General features: G+C 43.7%; 16 protein-coding genes. 6 read left to right on the top strand and 10 right to left on the bottom strand.

From position 1 onward, the window contains the following. The first annotated feature begins 252 nt into the window (after positions 1 to 252). Both N7E81_RS17845 and N7E81_RS17840 read left to right on the top strand, forming a co-directional pair. Positions 253 to 435, top strand: coding sequence for a hypothetical protein (locus N7E81_RS17845; RefSeq protein WP_263050962.1), 183 nt, complete (start codon positions 253 to 255; stop codon positions 433 to 435). Positions 436 to 492: 57 nt separating this feature from the next. Then, entirely contained in the window at positions 493 to 1,110 is a 618-nt protein-coding gene (locus N7E81_RS17840) for a hypothetical protein (RefSeq protein WP_263050961.1), read from the top strand. Here N7E81_RS17840 and aroB read toward each other — a convergent pair. Further along, the gene (gene aroB / locus N7E81_RS17835; RefSeq protein ID WP_263050960.1) at positions 1,107 to 2,153 is read right to left on the bottom strand and encodes a 3-dehydroquinate synthase; all 1,047 of its coding nucleotides are present in this window, start codon (positions 2,151 to 2,153) and stop codon (positions 1,107 to 1,109) included. The two genes, N7E81_RS17840 and aroB, sit on opposite strands and share 4 nt — an antisense overlap. A gap of 153 nt (positions 2,154 to 2,306) precedes the next feature. After that, positions 2,307 to 3,581, bottom strand: a complete 1,275-nt coding sequence (locus N7E81_RS17830) for an O-acetylhomoserine aminocarboxypropyltransferase/cysteine synthase family protein (protein WP_263050959.1) — start codon at positions 3,579 to 3,581, stop codon at positions 2,307 to 2,309. 167 nt (positions 3,582 to 3,748) lie between these two features. On the opposite strand from N7E81_RS17830, the gene N7E81_RS17825 reads away from it, so the two are divergent. The 4 genes from N7E81_RS17825 to N7E81_RS17810 all read left to right on the top strand — a co-directional run bounded on the left by N7E81_RS17825 (position 3,749) and on the right by N7E81_RS17810 (position 7,181). Continuing rightward, a complete protein-coding gene (locus tag N7E81_RS17825; RefSeq protein ID WP_263050958.1) occupies positions 3,749 to 5,335 on the top strand; it encodes an amidase in 1,587 nt (528 codons plus the stop codon). 290 nt (positions 5,336 to 5,625) lie between these two features. Continuing rightward, positions 5,626 to 6,237, top strand: a complete 612-nt coding sequence (locus N7E81_RS17820; RefSeq protein WP_263050957.1) for a chemotaxis protein CheC — start codon at positions 5,626 to 5,628, stop codon at positions 6,235 to 6,237. Positions 6,238 to 6,258: 21 nt separating this feature from the next. Next, the gene (locus tag N7E81_RS17815) at positions 6,259 to 6,621 is read left to right on the top strand and encodes a response regulator (protein WP_263050956.1); all 363 of its coding nucleotides are present in this window, start codon (positions 6,259 to 6,261) and stop codon (positions 6,619 to 6,621) included. Between the two features lie 194 nt (positions 6,622 to 6,815). After that, on the top strand, positions 6,816 to 7,181 hold the full coding sequence (locus N7E81_RS17810) for a hypothetical protein (RefSeq protein WP_263050955.1): 366 nt from the start codon (positions 6,816 to 6,818) through the stop codon (positions 7,179 to 7,181). A gap of 269 nt (positions 7,182 to 7,450) precedes the next feature. Here N7E81_RS17810 and N7E81_RS17805 read toward each other — a convergent pair whose 3' ends face one another. The 8 genes from N7E81_RS17805 to N7E81_RS17770 form a co-directional block, all read right to left on the bottom strand. Beyond that, the gene (locus N7E81_RS17805; RefSeq protein WP_263050954.1) at positions 7,451 to 9,130 is read right to left on the bottom strand and encodes a glutamine--tRNA ligase/YqeY domain fusion protein; all 1,680 of its coding nucleotides are present in this window, start codon (positions 9,128 to 9,130) and stop codon (positions 7,451 to 7,453) included. Between the two features lie 99 nt (positions 9,131 to 9,229). Next, complete coding sequence (gene rpe / locus N7E81_RS17800; RefSeq protein ID WP_263050953.1) at positions 9,230 to 9,889, bottom strand: ribulose-phosphate 3-epimerase; 660 nt, start codon at positions 9,887 to 9,889, stop codon at positions 9,230 to 9,232. Positions 9,890 to 10,008: 119 nt separating this feature from the next. Then, a complete protein-coding gene (locus N7E81_RS17795; RefSeq protein ID WP_263050952.1) occupies positions 10,009 to 11,937 on the bottom strand; it encodes an AAA domain-containing protein in 1,929 nt (642 codons plus the stop codon). A gap of 95 nt (positions 11,938 to 12,032) precedes the next feature. Then, positions 12,033 to 12,395 (bottom strand): hypothetical protein, encoded by a 363-nt coding sequence (locus N7E81_RS17790; RefSeq protein WP_263050951.1) that lies wholly within the window; start codon positions 12,393 to 12,395, stop codon positions 12,033 to 12,035. A 15-nt stretch (positions 12,396 to 12,410) separates the two neighbouring features. Next, positions 12,411 to 12,956: an inorganic diphosphatase gene (locus tag N7E81_RS17785; RefSeq protein ID WP_263050950.1), complete on the bottom strand. Its 546-nt coding sequence runs from the start codon at positions 12,954 to 12,956 to the stop codon at positions 12,411 to 12,413. A gap of 73 nt (positions 12,957 to 13,029) precedes the next feature. Then, on the bottom strand, positions 13,030 to 13,806 hold the full coding sequence (locus N7E81_RS17780) for a carbon-nitrogen hydrolase family protein (RefSeq protein ID WP_263050949.1): 777 nt from the start codon (positions 13,804 to 13,806) through the stop codon (positions 13,030 to 13,032). A 17-nt stretch (positions 13,807 to 13,823) separates the two neighbouring features. Further along, entirely contained in the window at positions 13,824 to 14,189 is a 366-nt protein-coding gene (locus tag N7E81_RS17775; RefSeq protein WP_263050948.1) for a DUF2200 domain-containing protein, read from the bottom strand. 280 nt (positions 14,190 to 14,469) lie between these two features. Next, on the bottom strand, positions 14,470 to 17,019 hold the full coding sequence (locus N7E81_RS17770; RefSeq protein WP_263050947.1) for an HYR domain-containing protein: 2,550 nt from the start codon (positions 17,017 to 17,019) through the stop codon (positions 14,470 to 14,472). Between the last annotated feature and the right edge of the window lie 11 nt (positions 17,020 to 17,030).

Raw genomic sequence — 17,030 nt, 5'->3', positions numbered from 1 at the left:
TGCAATATTAAAGGCTAGGCAGGAAAATGAAGTCATTCGACAGGATTTTAATTTAAATAGAAGCGTACTTGCTTATACTTAATTGGAGATCAACAATAGATAATCCCCTGAACCAAGAAACTTAAACTTAATCTATTGTTGATCTCGGTTTTGAAAATCTATTGTTGAAAAAATCCGTTTAATTAATTCAAACCATGGCTTGAGGGATATAGTACCCAAAGTTGTTATATAGATAGGTCAAAGAATACTACGATGAAGCACACACACAAGAAAAGAAAAGGCATTTTGAGCAAGTTGTTTGCAGGGGCAACAGCGGGCGTTACGGTAGGGTTAGCTACATACCTCTATTTTAAAAATGGCAAAATACAGATAGATCCTGTAGATGATCAAATCGTTTCAGAAGATATCGATACCAAGGTTAATTTGTTCGTCTAAGAATAGCTAAATACCTTCTGTTTGCCAATGGGGTAAACAGAAGTGTATACAATAATTATGATAGCATTTTTACACACGATTGCCTCCAATGCAGACAAGTTTGAAAAATTAGTTCGTCAATACGATGATAAAGTTGTTGTCAAACACTTTGTCAATGAGCAATTGCTCACCACAGCCTTGCGTACTGGTGAAGTGGACTTCCAGCTATTTAAGAGCGAAATTGTGAATATCAAAAAGGAGCAACCCTCGCTTGTGATTTGTTCGTGCTCTACCTACGGAGAAGCATCCGATCAGGAAGGAGGAGTGGCCAGAATAGATAGACCCATCGCCGAATATTTAGTAAACAGCTATAAGAAAATAGGCATGGCTTATGCAGCATCTTCTACACATAAAGCCAGTCAGAAACTATTGTTGGACTCGGCGACTGTCATTAACAAAGCAGTAGAAATCATCCCCATAGATTGTACTGATTGTTGGCAATTCTTCGAGGCAGGTCAACAGGATGAGTATGAAAAAGGCATTGCTCAAAAAATAGAACACTTGTCAACTGAAGTTGATGTGGTGTTTTTAGCACAGGCTTCCATGGAAGGAGCAAAGCGTCATCTCAAGTTATTCGAACGAGAAATATTGACTAGTCCAGATTATGGGGTGAAAGAATTGTTAAAAGAAATTTAATCCACCAGTTTGTTGAAATAAAACAAGCTGTCTAGCATATCTGGCGCTGAAATTGGAATATTCACTTGGCACTCGCCTATTGTTTTTAACAAGCTAAATTGCACTACACCGCCTTCATTTTTCTTATCCTGGAGCGTAAGCCCTATGATTTCATCAAAGAGTGATTTCTCTATGGCTATAGGCTGATAGATTTTGATCAGATATTTGGCGATCTCGTCCAGCTCTTCTGGGCTCAAGCCTGTATATTTTTGTGAAAGGTAGGCTTCGCATATCATGCCAACGGCGATAGCTTCGCCATGCAACAGTTTTTGATCGCCTTTGTCAAGGAAGTAAGATTCTACGGCATGCCCCAGGGTATGACCAAAATTTAAGATTTTCCTTAGTCCAGACTCAAAAGGATCTGCAGTCACTACTTCTTTCTTGATAGCTATAGATCTAGTCACTAGTTCTGCCCAATTGGCATCAGCCAGGTCTATGGTGTTTACTTTCTCCCAATAAGTCTTGTCATAGATCAAACCGTGTTTGATCACTTCTGCAAACCCAGAGCGGAGTTCCCTCGCAGGAAGTGTCTCATAAAAACAAGTGTCAATTAATACATTTTGAGGTTCTGCAAAGATGCCGATATGATTTTTGAAGCCATGAAAATCCACACCAAGTTTGCCCCCCACACTGGCATCTACCTGAGACAATAGTGTCGTAGGGATATTCAGAAAGTCCATGCCACGCTTATAAGTGCTGGCTACAAAACCTCCCATATCGCCAATCACTCCCCCACCTAAGTTGATCACGAGACCTTTGCGATCGAACCCTGCCTCAGTAAGAGCCATCCACAGTTGCTCACAGGTACCCAAGTGCTTGTTTTCTTCACCACTCTCTATACGGAGCAAGAAGTGCTCAGGCAAAGCGTTCAAGACGATAGGCAAACAATGTTCCTCTGTGTTTTCATCACAGATTACAGCTATTTGGCTGTATTTTTTTCCGTCAAGAAAATTACGGATACTCTGGGTGATGTCGTTTGTGATTTCTGTACGGTGATTTTCCATGTTTTTCGCTTATCAGCAGCAAATGTAAACCTGTCGTTTTTAAAATCCTTTTGAATAACAAAAAAGAGGCTACCACACGAAGCTAAATCATTACAATTTGCCTTTTGTGGTAGCCTCTTAGTATGCTGAGCCTACTGTAGACTCATGCCAGTATTATTTGGCTGCTGTTAATGCCTGATCGAGATCGGCTATGATGTCGTCGATGTGTTCGATGCCAACACATAGTCTGATAAGATCCTCAGTGACGCCAGCCTGGAGTTGCTCTTCGGGTGTCATCTGACGGTGGGTGGTAGAGGCTGGGTGACACGCCAGAGATTTAGCATCACCGATGTTGACCAGTCTCTTGAATAGTCCCAAGGCATCGTAAAATTTCTCTGCGTTAGCGAATCCCCCTTTGATGCCAAAAGAAAGTAAGGAAGCAGGTTTGCCATCACAGTATTTTTTAGCTAAGTCGTGGTATTCACTAGATGCTAGTCCTGCATATCGTACCCATTCCACCTGATCATGCGATTCCAGATATTTGGCTACAGCCAATGCGTTATCACCATGCCGCTCCATTCTCAAACTTAAAGTTTCCAATCCTTGTAGGATTTGGAAGGCAGACATGGCAGAAAGGGCAGATCCTGTGTTTCGCAAGGCTACTGTTCTGGCTCTACCTATGTAGGCAGCAGGCCCTAACGCTTCCGTATATATTACGCCATGGTATGAAGGCTCTGGTGTGCTAAAAGCAGGAAATCTTTCTTTGTGTTTGGCCCAGTCGAATGTGCCGCCATCTACAATAATGCCGCCTAGTGTAGTGCCATGACCGCCTATGTATTTGGTCAGCGCATGTACCACAATGTCGGCACCCAGTTCAATGGGTTTGATTAGTGCAGGGGTAGCTACGGTATTGTCTACGATCAGCGGTACACCTTTGGCATGCGCTGCTTTGGCGATCGCTTCTATGTCGCAGATATTTCCAGCAGGATTCCCGATAGATTCACAGTAGACCGCTTTGGTGTTTTCGTCGATCAGTGCGGAGATATCTTCTGCGTTGGCAGATTTAGCAAACTTCACATCAATACCCTGTTTGGGTAGCATGTGAGCAAAAAGGGTGTATGTTCCACCATATAGTTGAGGCGTAGAGACGATGTTGTCCCCCATTTCTGCCAAATTCAAGATGGCATAGTTGATTGCTGCCATACCAGCACTTACGCAGAGTGCGGCTACTCCTCCTTCGAGTGCAGCTACTCTTTGTTCCAGTACATCTACAGTAGGATTCATGATTCGGCTATAGATATTGCCAGGTACGGCCAAGTTGAACAGGTCAGCACCATGCTGCGCATTATCAAATTCAAATGCTACTGTTTGATAAATGGGAACCGCTACGGATTTAGTAGTGGGTTCGGAAGTGTACCCGCCATGGATGGCGATTGTTTCTTTTTTCATGTTGAGCGTTTTTCTAATTGTATGTATTCAATCTACTGAAAACTGGTACTTAAAGTTCCGTTAAACAGCTCAAAAAGGAGGCGAGACAGGAGAATTGTAATCATTGTAAAAAATGTAATGTATTTTTATCATGATCATAACCCTAAAGAATTAACCCTGATTTAGAAATGAAAAAAGTATTCAGTTTTTATGTGCTATTAGTGCTCCTTAACTTAAGCTGTGTGACATCTGAAAATCAACATTCAGAGTCATTCCCACTTGAAGAGAAAACCATTATTGAGCTTCAGCAGCTTATGAGCGATGGAACCTATTCTGCTGTTGAACTATGTCAGTTATACATCGATCGTATCAAGGCTGTAGATCAAGGAGAGGATGGTTTGCATTCCGTCCTAGAGCTCAATCCAGATGCATTGACTATAGCTGCGGCTTTGGATCTTGAGCGGAAAGCAGGGCAGCTGCGAGGCCCCTTGCATGGCATCCCAGTCATGATCAAAGACAATATCAATACGGGCGATCAGATGGAGACTTCTGCGGGCTCGTTGGCATTGCTGGGGAGCGAGGTGCAAGAAGACGCCTACATCGTAGCCAAACTTCGTGAGGCTGGTGCAGTGTTGCTAGGCAAGACCAATCTCAGTGAATGGGCCAATTTTCGATCGGAAAGATCCTCTAGTGGATGGAGTGGTCGAGGCAGGCAAACACGTAATCCTTACGCGATGGACAGGAGTCCATGTGGGTCGAGTTCAGGCTCTGGTGTGGCCGCTTCTGCAAATCTTTGTGCACTTGCTATAGGCACAGAAACTAACGGGTCGATTGTTTGCCCGTCTTCGCTCAATGGCGTGGTAGGTATCAAGCCCACTGTAGGATTGTGGAGCAGGACTGGTATTATTCCTATTTCTAAAACACAGGATACTGCAGGGCCTATGGCTCGTACGGTTGCAGATGCTGCTACGTTGTTAGGTGCGCTAGTGGGTGTAGATTCAAACGATGTAGCTACTCAGGATACTGCGGCAGTAGTTTATCAGGACTACACGCAGTTTTTGGATGTTAAAGGACTACAAGGTAAGCGGATAGGTATATTCAGAGGGCCTATGGGGCAGCACGAAGGAGTGGATGCGGTGATGGAGCAATCTTTTTTAGCTATGAAAGCAGCTGGTGCGATTTTGATAGATTCTATAGCACTGGGTGAAATGCATTATTTGGGTAATGCAGAGTATGAACTACTATTGTATGAATTCAAAGATGGTTTGAATGCGTATTTGGGTGGACTGAAGCCTGATTTCCCCTATAAAAATTTAGAAGACCTGATCGTTTATAATCGAGTTAACAAAGATCAAGAAATGCCCTATTTTCAGCAAGAGATATTTGAATTGGCACAAACCAAAGGTGACCTGAACGATGAAACCTATCAAGAAGCCTTGGCTCTCTGCCAGAAAATTTCTCGAGTAGAAGGGATAGATTTGGCCATTTCTACACATCAGTTAGATGCTATAGTAGCACCTAGCGGAGACCCTGCGTGGGTCATAGATCAGGTGAATGGAGACAATTATCGTATCTCTAGTTCGTCTATGCCAGCTATGGCTGGATACCCAAGTATTACGGTGCCTGCGGGTGAAGTGCATGGGCTTCCCATTGGTATTTCGTTTTTTTCCACAGCATATAAAGAAGCTGATTTAATCGCTATCGCCTATGCTTTCGAGCAGCAAACCAAAGCACGAATTGTACCTCAATTGTTGGCTACTTTGCCTTTGCCTTGAGTGTTGGAGCTAGGTCAACAGTGTAGGAATCAACATTTGAAATGAGTCAACTAGGAAAAACCACTAAAGGATTTATCGTTTTAAATTAAGTAGAATCACTAATTGTGTGCTTCGTCGTGATGAGGTAAATTTGACGTTCGAAAATGAGCAACGGGCAATTCTTGTTGGGATCTTTTGATGTATGCGACTTACCACTTATTTTTAATCGTGCAACTAATGACGACAGCAGTAGTTGGCAGATATAATGGCAATAATCATCTAAACCAGAATAAACCAAAATGAGTAACCTTATGATTGAAAAATTTACAGCACAAGAAATGGCCGTAGCTGTCGAAATGATTAACAGGGGACTGGATCGTGCAGCTGTTTCACTTAAGATGATTCTCAATAGCGCTATCGAAGTGACTAATGTGGATTTTGAAATAGCCGTACTCAACGACGAGCCTCAGTACTCTAGTAAGACAGATGACAAAATACATATTCTGAGAACAGAATTGGCGGGAGAGCTGAAAGGCATTTGCCATTTGATTTTTACAAGTGATGAAGTGGAAAAGATTTACGCCAAATGTCTACCAGAAAGTGTGATCAATGGAGATAGCGAAGATGCTCAAGTCATGCGATTAGAGTTGCTCAAAGAAATAGACAATATCATGGCGGCATCGGTAATCACCGAATTTGCCAATAGTTTAAATGTGGGTATTTATGGAAATGTGCCATCTTTGCACATCATGGAGGCTAGCGAGGTCAATAAATATATCCATGCCGAATCAGTGACTTTGAGTCCGTTGATTCAATTTAGTTCTGTTTTTCATACCGATGATATCGATATCAAATCAGACTTTATATGGCTCTTAGAAGAAGAGTTTATTCAGAAAATTAAGAACTTAGCGTTAAGTAAATAATAGATTATAAATACCAGAATAATGGGCAAAAAAGTATTAGTCGTTGATGATTCAGCTTACATGCGTACCTTGATCAAAGATACGCTTACAGAAGCAGGCTATGAAATTATAGGAGAAGCACCAAATGGCGAAACAGCCATCGATCTAGCATTGGAATTGAACCCGGATTTGATCACGCTGGATAATATCTTGCCAGACATGATTGGTACAGATATTTTAAAAGTATTCAAAAGCCAAAACCTGCCGGCTAAGGTAGTCATGGTAAGTGCAGTAGGGCAACAGTCTGTGATCAACGAAGGTATCGAATTAGGTGCGTCAGATTACATTGTAAAACCCTTCACTGGTGATGATCTAGTGGATGTAGTCAATCGTGTGATTGGCTGATTTAAATAGCTGAAAAGAACTTTGAAACCACCGCTAATTTAGTGGTGGTTTTTTTGTGTCTCATGTTTGAAATTTGTTATGCACGCCTAACAAATAGGCAATTCTCTTAATCTTAAAAATCAGTTTTTATACGCTTGATATCTATTCTAAATCTATCGTTTATTGCATTCTATTAGTAGCGTAGATTGAGAGAAATGGAGCAGGAGATTTTAATAGGTAGTAATAGTGATCTTATTGTGCAGCAATTAACGCAGGAGCTACTCAAGCTTAGCGATATGGTACACATCAAGGTAGTGGATGATTTTTTGGACATCCAAACACTAAAAGAAGGTCAGCTAGTGATCATAGATTTGTCTGTGTATACATCTGGTATTTTGGATCGGGTGGAGCAGTTCAAACAAAAATTTCAACATATAGAGTTGATTGCGGTCACTTACGAAAATGACACTTTTATCGATCAGGTTCTGATCAGAAGAGGTGTAGATCAGGTGACTAGCCGCGATGAGCTGCTAAACCTCGTGTCTATACACCTCAGTCCCAATTGGCAGACAACAGGGTGATTCTCTTTAAAATAACGGCAGAATTTTGATTTGTTTTCCCAAATGGAGTAGATAGACAATAGGAGTTTCGTTTTTGAAGCTATGTCAAAATTAATGTTTTGAGATTACTCTGATTGTTTAGGTTATAGTGGAGGATTTTGATTCATCATATTATGCTTTTAGTGGCAAAAAAAGCAGAATAGAAGGGGAAAGGGGTATTTTAAAAAGAAGACCTCTTGTTGGATGTTTTATACATAAACACACCCAACAAGAGGTTTATTTATATCGGCTTATTTGTTTTGCTTCGCCCAGTTGTCTCGCAAAGTCACCGTACGGTTGATCCTTGGCTTGCTGCCAGTAGAAGCTTTGTCGATGATGAAGTAACCCAAGCGTTCAAATTGAAACTGTGTGTTGGGAGCCATTTCGCCTACCGACGGTTCTACTACGGCATTGTCCATGATCGTCAGTGAGTTCGGGTTTAAATGATTTTTGAAATCGTCGTCGATGTCGTTTAGGTTCTCAGTACTAAACAAACGGTCGTAGAGTCTCACTTCTGCCTTTACCGCATGTGGTGCAGATACCCATCCGAGTGTTCCTTTTACCTTCTTGCCAGTCGTGTCATGCCCGCTTTTGGTTTCTGGATCGTATTCAGCATATACTTCTTCGATTTCACCAGCTTCATTTTTCTTAAATCCAGTGCATTTCACGATATAGGCATATTTCAATCTCACCTCTCTGTCTGGGCCTAGTCTGAAGTATTTCTTTGGAGGCTCTTCCATGAAGTCGTCGCGCTCGATATATAGCTCTTTGCCAAATGGGATTTCGCGTTTGCCTGCTGATTCGTCCTCGGGGTTGTTTATCGCAGGGAGTTGTTCGGTTTGGCCTTCTGGGTAATTGGTAATAATCAATTTGATCGGATCCAAAACGCCCAATACACGGTTGGCTTTTTTGTTGAGGTCTTCTCGTACGCTGTGTTCGAGTAGGGCTACATCACTCACGCCGTCTCTTTTGGCTATACCTATTTTGCTGGCAAACGCCCTGATCGAAGCTGCTGTATAGCCTCGTCGTCTGATCGCTGCTAGTGTAGGCATACGGGGGTCGTCCCAGCCTTCTACATGTCTATCATCTACGAGTTCTTTTAGCTTTCTTTTGCTCACTACTGTGTAGCTCAGGTTCAGTCTGGCAAATTCCGTTTGCTTAGACGGGTACAGATCCAGTTCTTTGATAAACCAGTCGTATAACGGTCTATGAGAGGCAAACTCCAGTGTGCATAGCGAATGCGTGATCTGCTCAAAAGCATCTGACTGACCGTGTGCAAAATCATAGGTAGGATAGATGCACCACTTGTCAGCCGTCCGGTGGTGGATCGCTTTTTTTACACGATAGATTACAGGATCCCTCATTTGCATAATGGGAGATGCCATGTCGATTTTAGCTCTGAGTACGCGCTTGCCTTCTTCTACTTCACCATTTTTCATGGTTTCGAAAAGGGCAAGGTTTTCTTCTACAGTACGATCTCTATATTCGCTGAGTTTGCCAGGGGTGGTAGGGGTACCACGCTCTTCACTGATTTTTTCTGCCGAATTTTCATCAATGTAAGCTTTGCCAGATTTGATGAGTTGGATGGCATACTCATACAATTGATCAAAATAGTCTGAAGCATAAAATTCATTGTCCCAAGAGAAGCCCAGCCATTGGATGTCTTCTTTGATCGAATTGATGTATTCGATGTCTTCTTTTTCAGGATTGGTATCGTCGAAGCGCAAGTTGCACTGGCCGTTGTATTTCAAGGCTAGTCCAAAATTTAGGCAGATGGATTTGGCATGGCCAATGTGCAAATACCCATTAGGGTGCGGGGGGAAGCGAGTAAGTACTCGTCCGTCGTGCTTACCTTCTGCCAGGTCTTTTTCTATCATTTGCTCAATAAAATTGAGCGGCAGGCGATCCTGCGTTTCTTTCTCACTACTCATGCTTGTAAATTTTGGAACGCAATTTTAATCAATAAATCTGTTGATTTTGATGCACTTTTTTGAATTGTTTGTCCTCTTAGTTTGTTGATTTCAAACGTCTTATACTTCTTTCATTTGCTGGATGGTGGCTATCGGGTCTTCGGTGTTGAATATGCCTGATCCCGAGACGACTACAGCTGTGCCAGCATCGATTACTTTTTTCAAATTGTCGAGTTTCACACCGCCGTCGATTTCAATAAAGATGTGCTCTAAATTTCTTTCTTTTAATATGCCTTTTAGCTTGATGATTTTATCGATACAAGAAGGGATGAGCTTCTGTCCGCCAAACCCAGGATTGACAGACATGATCAGTACAAAATCTACATCTGGTAGGATCTCATCTATGGCACTCAGTGGTGTATGTGGGTTCAATACTACACCTGCTTTTTTACCCAGCTCTTTGATAAGCTGAATGGTACGGTGCAAGTGAGGGCAGGTCTCGACATGTACACTGATCCAGTCTGCGCCAGCTTTCGCAAAATCAGGAATGTATTGGTCTGGATTTTCAATCATCAAATGTACATCTATGGGTAGTTGGGTGCACTTTCTGATGTCTTTCAATACCAATGGGCCAATGGTGAGGTTGGGCACGAAGTGACCATCCATTACATCATAATGAATAACTTCTGCACCACCTTTTTCTACCATCTCGATATCGGCACCGAGTCGTGAAAAATCTGCTGAAAGTAGGGAAGGGGCTATTTTGACTGAATTGGGCATTGCGCTTTTTTTGAGCAAATATAGGAAGCCCCCAAAAGACTTGCTTTACCTCTAGTGTTTATTTGTTGAAATGCCTCCTCATATTGAGTAAAGCAATGTGGGGCAGGGGGCTCTGAAAATTATTCGCTGATCCATTCAAAAGCGCTGTGATAGGCGTCTATTTCGTTGATGTAGTCTAAAAATTTTTCATAAAATGGATGCTGCCCAATGGTGGCACTGTCTCCTATGACGATGAGTTTTTTTCGTGCACGAGTCAAGGCTACGTTCATGCGCCGGGTATCAGATAAAAATCCGATTTCCCCGTTTTCGTTGGAGCGAACGAGACTGATGTAGATCACGTCTCTTTCCTGTCCTTGAAAGGAATCTATGGTATTTACTGCTATTTTATTGGCTGTAACCTCATCGAGTTCCATGCTGGCGAGCTGCTCTTGCATGGCGATGACCTGGGCTTTGTAGGGAGAGATGATGCCTACACTGGTGAGGTCGCTCGATTTGTCCATGGCGTCGAGCTGAGACAGGTATTGGGTCAGGTGTTTGAATAGCAAATCTGCCTCTTCGGTATTGAAGGAGCTTTTGGTTTCGGGGTCTACTTCTTCGAAGTAGCCACAGCCTGCCGTATCGATAAATTCTACGGTCTGGTCTTCGTTGTACACTTTCCAGTTTTTCACCATTTCATTGGCGATCAGCTGGTCTTTGTAAAACAATCGGCTACTGAAGTTCATGATGTCTTCGTGCATACGGTATTGCTCCCGAAGCATGGTGTCGGCCTGATTGCACTGGATGGCTTTTTCGAACAGGGTGACTTCTAGCCCTGCTCTGGCTGCTTCAAATGATTTGATCGTAGGCGGGAGTTGGCAGTGATCTCCAGCAAAAATGACGCGATTGGATTTTAGGATAGGTACCCAAGAGGCGGGTTCGAGTGCCTGTGCAGCTTCATCGATAAAGACCGTTTCGAAGGTCATGCCATTGAGTGTTTGGTTGTTGGCACCCACAAGGGTACAGGCGATTACTTGTGCCTTGCCTATGATGTCGTTGATGATGTAGTAGGAGAGGTGTTCGGCTTGTGCCTTTAGACTTTTGGCTTCGTCGCGGAGTTGGTTGCGTTGTCGCTTTTCGGCATGTCCAAAGTTCCGTTTGTATTTGCCTGCCATGGCGAAGTATTCGTCGGCTTGCTTGCGCAATGCTTTCAGGTCTTTGTAGTCTTTGTGGTTGGCTACTTTCGCGTCAAGTGTCTTGCTGAGGATCTCTTCGGTGACCCGTGCCGGATGACCGATACGGAGTACTTCTATATTTTGCTCTCCGAGTTTTTCTGCTAGTAGGTCTACAGCTGCATTGCTAGGTGCACAGACCAATACTTGAGATTCTGATTTTAGCGTTTCGAGAATGGCCTGTACTACGGTGGTGGTTTTGCCTGTGCCTGGAGGGCCGTGGATGATGGCTACGTCTTGGGCGTTGTGTATTTGGTGTAGCGCTGCGTTTTGACTGTCGTTGAGGCCGAGATCTCGTATGGTGGCATGGTCGGTGAATCGAGCGGATTTGTCTCCGAGGAGGATTTTTTTCATCTCGGTGAGTCGATCTTCTTTGGTGTTGAGCAGGGTGGTGAGGGTGCGCTCCATTTCGCGATAAGCGTTTTCGTCGAAGAGCAATTGTACGCCGAGCTGACCATGATGCAGCCAGTCGGGTAAACTGTCTACGTTCATCGTGATATGCATGTGAGCCTTGGTCACGGAGTTGACCACGCCATTGACAGCATCTTCGTGGTCGCCGAGTCCAGCGCTGTTAGAAAAGAGGCTGATCAGTTTGCCTGATTGGAAGAGGTGTGCGTCGGTATGCTCGGGTGGACGGGAGATTTTGACAATCAGTCTTTCTCCTGCATCGTATTTGGTTTTTTCGAGATTGATGGGGTACCAGCAGACACCTTTTTTTCGGCGTTCTTTGAGTGAGGTACCAGCCATCTTTTTACGGTATTGTTGGAGATCGGCGTCTTTCTCTTTTTTGAGAAGGGTGAGTAAGTTTTTGAGTTCTTCCTGTATGTTTTTGCCCGCCATGTATACGTGTTTGTTGCGAAGCTAGAGCATATCAGCAGATCGGTAAAATAATCTAGCAGGTTTGTGTGTGAAAAAATGGGTAGTCAGATGTGCCTTTAGTTTGACTTGCTGCTTTTCTTTCGCTTGATATATTCATCCATTCGCGAAAGCAATCTCCACCACTCGCTGCCGTCTTCGCGAAATTCCCGAATAGCTCCGGCACGGACGAGGATTTTTCGTAGTTCGTTGTCTTCGAATCCACCCAGATGCTTTTGTAGCACGTCGAAGGATCGCTCGATGTGGCTCTTGTGACTGAGGAAATGTTTGGCGGTTTCTTCTGCCATAAAATCCGTCTTGTAGGTTTCTTTCAGTACCTTCAAGTCGTGGCGAAGTTGCTGGCGATGGGTAAGGTAGGTAATCAACCCACCAAAAGCGGTGCCTATAAGGGCCGCTATGGTGGGGATCAGGATTTCGGTCATGGCTGGTTTGGTTGTTTATTTTGCAATCAATTCCTTGTAGTCTTCCATGCTTTTTAGGATGATTTCCTTGGCAGTAGCTGCACTTTGAAATTCTTCTACCTCTACGGTTTTGTTTTCCAGTTTTTTGTAGTCTTCGAAGAAGTTTTTCAATTCCTTACAAAAGTGCTCTGGTAATTCGCTAATGTCATTCATGTGGTTCACACTCATGTCATTTTCAGCTACTGCAATGATCTTGTCATCTGCTTCGCCACCGTCTAGCATGCGCATCACGCCGATTACTTTGGCGGATACGATACACATCGGTACGATGTCTATCTGCGATAGCACTACGATGTCCAACGGATCTCCATCGTCGCAATAGGTCTGAGGGATAAAGCCATAATTGGCAGGATAATACATGGCTGAGTACAACACTCTATCCATCATTAATAGGCCAGATTCTTTGTCTAGCTCATACTTTGCCCGCGTGTTTTGAGGGATTTCGATAATACCATTTACAACATCTGGTGTACGGCTCCCAACCGCCACCTTATGCCAAGGATTACTACGAGATACTTTCATTAATTTGTATTTTATTACGATTGTGTTGGGCAAAGGTAATCGCTGTAACAATAAAGATTAATACAGAGTGTGACTAAGTTTTATATTTTGTGTGCGAAGCTGTGTACATATGGTTGAGAGAGGGGGCTGGTCGTTTGTAGGCTTGGTTGGTTTGGGTGTTGTATACTAATAGTGCCTTTTTCGTAGAGTCGAGTGAGGCTACTAGCTCACCTTGGTCGTTCCAGATGGCAGATTGGCCTGTGCATATCATGTGATCGTAGGTGCCTACACAGTTGCACATTAAGATGGGAATGCTATACTTTTTAGCCGCGTAGGCATAGTAGTCGTAGGCTTTAGTTAGGCCTCTTTCGGATTTGGCTACACTTGCTGCATAGACTTTAGCACCCAGACTTTTGCAATGTTCTAGGTGTTCTTCTTTTAAAGATTCATAACAAATGGCTGGGGCAATTTTCAATTCGCTTGCTTTGAAAATAACTTGTCGATCGCCTGAGGCAAAGTAAGGGGTTTCGTCGGGGTGTAAGTGCTGTTTGGCATAGCAGGTGACTGGAGCGTTTGGGGCGAAGATGATAAGGTTTATCGTTAGTTGGTGACCTGTTTTGATGGGCATGCCTACCCCTATGATGATGTCGTGTTGGTCGCTCATAGCCTGTAGTTCCATTAGTTCTTGTACTTCTGGACTCACGGCGTTTTGGTGTGCAGTGGTTGGTTCGTAGCCTGTGATGGATAGTTCGGGAAATAGGATGCAGTCGGATTTTTCTTTGACGGCTGCTGTTACCCATGCTTTATGGCTATTTAGGCTATCTGTTAGGCTGTTTTTTATGGGGCTTGTTTGGGCAAGAGAGATGATCATGTGATTTTGACTCTTGTCTAAATGTTGCGCAATATCTTTTCTATCTTCTTGCCCTTGGCCAACTCATCCACCAGTTTGTCCAAATATCGAACCTGTTGCGTCAGTGGGTTCTCTATGTCCTCTACACGATATCCACAGATCACACCAGTAATCAGGCAGGCATTTGGATTCAATGTGGCGCGTTGGAAGAAAGTCTCAAAAGTTACCTTCTCATCGACAAGTTCTTGTAACTGCTGGTCGTCGAAGCCTGTGAGCCAAGAAATAACCTGATCTAGTTCTTCTTTGGTTCTTCCTTTTTTTTCCACTTTAGAGAGATACAAGGGATAGACAGAAGCAAAAGTCATATTTGCCATTCGCTGATGGTGCTGCTCCGTAGGATTCATATCTTTCTTTAGATTATTTGTAGATTTTATCCCAAATATGGAGATTATTTTAATGAAAAGTAATCGTAGGCATGCCAAGGTTAGATGATTTACCAGTCATCATAGTAGCTTTAGAGGCCTTGATATTTGAGAGATTGCGTTGAATTTTATAGTCTCTAAATCTTTATAATGGTTTCTAACTTTAGCGATTTAATCCTGCTGATCCCAAGTAAATGAACTATGAAAAGCAAAGCTGATCATCAAAATGATTTCAATGTAATGTGTTTTTGGACCCATCACCCTATCTCATCAGTGTGATTTTACCTTTTTGTGTGTTTCGATCTGGGCAGGATACGGTGTAGTAGTACACGCCTTCTGGTAGCGATTTGCCGTGATCTGTTCCGTCCCAGTCGTTGTTGTAGCCCGTAGACTGATAGATGACTGCGCTCTTGTTGTTGTAGATGCTGACTTGGCAATTGTCCATAAGCCAATTGCCTTTGATCTCCCAGAAATCATTTTTGCCATCTGAGTTGGGACTAATGAAATTATTGATTTCTATTTGGTCATTGACAGTGATGGTGATGTCGTCACTTGCCGAACATCCCTTGTCATTGGTTGCGAGTAGCGTGTATGTGGTCGTTTGAGTTGGTTGAGCTACTGCCGTCATACTGAAAGGATCATCCAGTCCATCGTAAGGAGACCATTCGAATAGACTTGCATCACCTGCAGTAGGAGTCAGGGTATAGGGAAAGCCAGCATTGATGGTGGCGTCTGCTCCCGCATCTACCTCGACGATGGGGTGTCTGGTGATGGTGAAAGCACAAGTGGCTGTGTTTCCACTATTGTCGGTGACGAGGTACTCATTGGTAGTTACTCCTACAGGAAATGCTGATCCACTGGCTAGCCCAGCGGTTTGCACCACCGTTAGTGTTGCACAGTTGTCAATGGCAGTAGGCTCCTCAAAGGAGATGATTTCTTCGCAGCTTTCCAGATCAGCGGGACAAGTTATAATAGGCTTGATGTTGTCAGCTAGGGTCACGTTGAATGTGCAAGTCTCTGTATTGCCATTTCCGTCTGTGGCAGTCAGTGTGATGACTTGGCTGGCCGTAATCACTGTGCCAACTGCTGGAGATTGTGCGACTGTAGCCGTTCCACAGTTGTCATTGGCTGTAGCCAAAGCTGTATAATCCAGCAGAGCATACTCACAGCTGGTATCGACGCTGACGCTTTGATCTGCAGGGCACGTGATGGTAGGCTTGGTGTTGTCTTCTGGGATGACGTTGAACGTACAGGTCTCTGTGTTGCCATTTCCGTCTGTAGCGGTGAGCGTGATCTCTTGACTGGCCGTAATTACTGTACCGATGGCCGGGGATTGTGTGATTGTAGTAGTTCCACAGTTGTCATTGGCTGTAGCTAGTGATGTAAAGTCTATCAAAGTGTACTCACAGCTAGTGTCGAAACTCACATTTTGATCTGTAGGACAAGTGATCGTAGGTTTCGTGTTGTCTTCTGGGGTGACGTTGAACGTACAGGTCTCTGTGTTGCCATTGCCATCTGTTGCTGTGAGTGTGATGACTTGGCTTGCCGTGATCACAGTCCCAACTGCTGGGGATTGTGTGACTGTGGCAGTTCCACAGTTGTCAGCGGCGGTTGCTAAAGTCGTGTAATCCAATAGCGTGTACTCACAGCTGGTGTCGAAACTCACATTTTGATCTGCAGGGCACGTGATAGTAGGTTTCGTGTTGTCGGATGGGGTTACACTAAACGTGCAAGTTTTTGTGTTTCCATCCCCATCATTGGCAGTAAGTGTGACGATTTGAGTAGCGGACAAAACAGACCCTGGAGCAGGAGATTGTGTAAGGGTAGGCGTACTACAGTTGTCATTGGCGATCGCCAAACTCCTATAGTCAGGCAAAGTATATTGGCAACTGGCGTTAAAATCTATCGTCTGATTGACTGGACAGATAATTGTAGGTTGATCATCTACAATGACTACAGATTGGGTTTTGAACTGAGAACATGTTCCTCCCGTAGTGTACCTCACAGTATAGGTGCCACCGCTGCTAGCCGACAAATCAATTTTACCCGTAGAACTATTGATAGAAAGACCCGAAGGAGAACTGGTAAATGTACCTCCTGCATCCCCTGATATAGTAGGCGTGGGATCAGGTAGATTAGAACAATAGCTGCTGCTACCGTAACTAAAAGAAGGATCTCTAACTACCCCCAGTTTTGCTATTATTTTCAGATCTATATCGCTACTGTAAACACTAAGTAATATTTCATTTCCATATTGGGTTGTTGTAATGCTATTGGATCCATCTCCATTGCCCTGTCCTTTAGCACTAGCTTGGACAACCAGTTGATCACTGGCATCCCCAGGGTGCATCACTACGCCAATATAAAATATACTGGTGGTAGGAACTGGCAAAGAAGGCAGCTCAATCCAAAACTCTCTAAAATTATGCACTACCCCTAACGAAGTAGGCGAAAGACCTGTTACACCCCCGATCTGAGTGCCTGGTCTGCCTGACCCATTGTCATCATAAACCATCACATCCATCCTGAGATTATCATTGTCATCCGAAAGAAACCCAAGACCTAATAAAACAGCTCCTACTGAGGTCGTACCAGGACTAGGACTCGTAAAGCCTTCAAAGATTGTTTTTGCGTCTGTTGGGTTTGTAGAGTTCGATGGATCTGGTATACCTGTAAGTCTACCTGATCCATAATTAAAAACAGTTGTGGTTGGAGTGGGGTTTTCCCACTCATAGGAGAGCGTATCACATTCTTGCGCCTTGGATAGGGTGAATGTAGACAAGGTAAGCGCAATGAGTAGTATCTTTTTCATCTATGTATCGG

Source organism: Reichenbachiella carrageenanivorans, from assembly GCF_025639805.1.
GTDB lineage: Bacteria > Bacteroidota > Bacteroidia > Cytophagales > Cyclobacteriaceae > Reichenbachiella > Reichenbachiella carrageenanivorans.
This window is presented reverse-complemented; position numbering and strand designations above follow the sequence as displayed.